Here is a 3,301-nt window from a genome sequence, read left to right on the forward strand (position 1 = left end):
GCTACGTGCTAATTGGTTGGCTCGTTCATTTAATTCGCGGTAGGTCAATGACTGACCGTTCTGTACAACTGCCACTGCATCTGGTGTTCGTTCCACTTGCTCTTCGAACAACTGATGTACCGCTTTTTCTGTTGGATAATTCGCTTTGGTATTGTTGAGCGTACGTAACAAGTGTTTTTGATCTTCATTGCTCAGAAGCTCAAGTTCTTGAACCGACTTCTGTGGATCTAGAATCATTTGTTCCAATATCGTTATGAAGTGCTTTTGTATTTGTTCAATGGTTTCAGTATCAAATGCCAGTGCGTTATAGTCTAGGCTAAAATGATACTCTTTATCTGGCATGACAATCAGGTTAAAATCGTAATTTGTTTGTTCTTTGGTTACTACGTCTGTAATCCTTAATTGATCACGATCCACATTCTCCATATTTTCGATTTTTTCTTCCACTGGATAGTTTTCAAACACGACAATATGTTGATGAGATTATGTTTCTGCTCTGTTTTCGCCTGAATCTCAAAAAGTGGGTAATAATCATATGCCTGAGAAGCCAAGGCTTGCTCTTGAATTTTCTTCATGACGTCTACAATAGATTCATTTGCTTCGCAATAAATACGTACAGGTATTGTATTAATAAACAAACCAATCATCTGTTCTATACCCTGTATTTCTGCTGGTCTTCCAGACACCACACCTCCGAACACAACATCCTGAGTGCCATTATACTTTTGTAGTAAAATACCCCAAGCTGCTTGAATTAAAGTATTAACCGTTACTTGGTGTTTATTAGCGATCTGGTTCATCTTTTGAGTCAACTCTTCAGAAAGACTGAACGTCGAGCTTTGAGCAAGATATCCTCTTTCTTCAACTTGAGTTTTATTTTGCGGTAGTTGCGTTTGTTGTTCATAATTCGCTAAATAGCGACTCCAGTATTCAGCCGCCTCTTCCATATCTTGCGTTTCTAGCCACTCAATATAATCACTATAAGAAGATGTGATGTCAAATTGAGGCTGATCCCCAGATTCAAAGCTTGAATAGAACTCAAGCAATTCTTGGATCAGGATCGGCAAGCACCAGCCATCTACTAAAATATGATGAAAGCTCCAAATAAGCTGCTGCTCTTGATCTCCAAGCTTCAAGATGCTTAGGCGCATGAGGGCATCTTCAGCCAAATTAAATCCTCGCTGCTTATCTTCATCCATGAAATGTTGAACGCTGTGCTTACGCTTATCTGATTCCATACTAGTGAAATCTTCATCATTGCATTCAATAGATCGATTCTTAAAAACAACTTGAATTGGCTCCTCTTTCGAATCGACATAAATGTTGGTGCGTAAGATGGAATGTTTTTGTACCAATAAGGTAAAACTCTTTCTGACTAATTCTACGTCCAAATGACCGTGCAATTGTAATGTCAATTGCTCGAAGTAGACTCCGGAATCCTGATCCATTTTACTGTGGAACCACATTCCTTTTTGCATAGGTGTTAATCTATACACATTCTCAATTTCTCCAATATGCTTGGTTTGCTCCACTAGCTGATCCAGCTCGTCAATGGTTACTCCAGGTAATAAGACATCACTAGGTGTTAGTTCTGGACGCTGCTTAGCTACACAATGCTCAATGATTTCTTGAAGGCTTTCTTTCAGACACTGTGCAAAATGCTCCATTGTTTCTTTCCGGTATTCTACTTTTGAATAACTAATGTCAAAGCCCAGCGTACCATCGTGAATCATTCCGTTAATATTTAAGACAAAAGGTCGATTTTGTTTCTCACTAATGTCTGTACCGCTAGAATAAGGTGATATTTCACTGCTGCGGCTCTCTTGTTCAAATTGCCCTAAATAGTTGAAGGAAATTTCCGGCTCTAATCCCCATTCGATTTCTTCTGTATGAGAAGCTAAGTATCTCCAAATTCCATATCCAATCCCTTTGTTAGGAATCTTGCGGAGATCTTCTTTTACTTTCTTAATCTTGTATGAGAGATCCCGCTCCGGTTCCATGTCAAGCACGACAGGATACATACTCGTAAACCAGCCTATTGTACGTGTGATGTCTACATCCTGAATAATTTCTTCTCGACCGTGACCTTCTAAACAAATCTTGAGCTTATCCAAACCACTCCATTTTTGAAGGGCCATTCCTAAGGCAGTTAACAAGATATCGTTGATCTCCGTATTATAAGCCTTGGGTACATGCTTCAGTAATTGCTCCGTTTCTTCAGGACTCCACTCCAGCAAGATGGATTGGCTATCCTTCAGAATTTTGCCTTCTTCAGTGACCTGATCCTTTGGTAATGGATGTACTTCTAGCTCTGTGATCTTCTTCCAATGCGACTTTTCTTTCTCAAGGGCGGGGCTATTTGCATACTCTGCCAAATGCTTTGACCATTGTAAGAAGGAATCTGTTTTTTGTGGTAACCTGATTTCTTGTCCGTTTACTGCTTGTTCATAGCCAGATGCAAAATCTTCTAAGAGAATTCTCCACGATACCACATCAATAACTAAATGATGTATGACAATCAATAAATGATCCCCGTCTTGACATTGAAATAACCTTAGCTTCATGAGCGGTCCTTCGCTTAAGTCAAAGCTCGCTTGAATTTCATTAGAATAGTTTTCAATAGCCGTTGAAATATCTGTTTCATCTCTAAGATCTACACGATCCAGAGTGTAGAGTTCTCCTTCATCTGTTCCCTTATTCCAAGCCTCATAGCCATTTTCCGTTGGACGAAAGACCATACGCAAGACATCATGATGAGTAACTATTTTCTGGATCAATGTGTGTAGGGCAGGCTCATTAAATCCTTCTTCCTTATACAGGATGACAGCTTGATTGAAATGATGAGAGTCTACATAGTTTTGTTCAAAAAACCAGTTTTGAATAGGGGTTAATCTTGCTTCTCCTGTGACTTCTCCCTGTTCGATTTTTCGACCAATGCTTTGAATATGTGGGCTTAGTTTCGCTATGGTAGGATATTTAAACAAATCCTTCATTTCTAGCTTATAGCCCATTTGATAGAGTCTAGAAGAGATCTGAATCGATTTGATAGAGTCCCCTCCTAGTTCAAAGAAGTGATCCTTGATTCCAATCTGAGAGATCCCTAACACTGTCTGCCATACAGTAGCAAGAGCTTGCTCTATTTCTGTCCTTGGCGCGACATACTCTGTCCCAGTCTGTAAATCTCCCGTTGGCTCAGGTAAAGACTTACGATCAATCTTGCCATTAGGCGTTAACGGCATCTGTTCTAGTTGAACAAAATAAGCAGGGATCATGTACTGAGGCAGCTCACGAGATAATCCTT

The 3,301-nt window shown here is 39.8% G+C and carries 1 protein-coding gene and 1 pseudogene; both read right to left on the minus strand.

Features of this window, described 5'->3' with window-relative positions:
- The coding region (locus JCM10596_RS31585; RefSeq protein WP_369345692.1) for an AMP-binding protein at nt 1-237 on the minus strand (237 nt) is incomplete at its 3' end.
- Nucleotides 226-3,272: pseudogene (locus JCM10596_RS27130) on the minus strand (condensation domain-containing protein); the annotation flags it as partial. The gene JCM10596_RS31585 and the pseudogene JCM10596_RS27130, both read right to left, overlap by 12 nt.
- Nucleotides 3,273-3,301 lie beyond the last annotated feature (29 nt).

Source organism: Caldalkalibacillus mannanilyticus JCM 10596 (genome assembly GCF_000615945.1).
In the GTDB taxonomy this organism is placed as follows: Bacteria; Bacillota; Bacilli; order Caldalkalibacillales; family JCM-10596; genus Bacillus_AT; species Bacillus_AT mannanilyticus.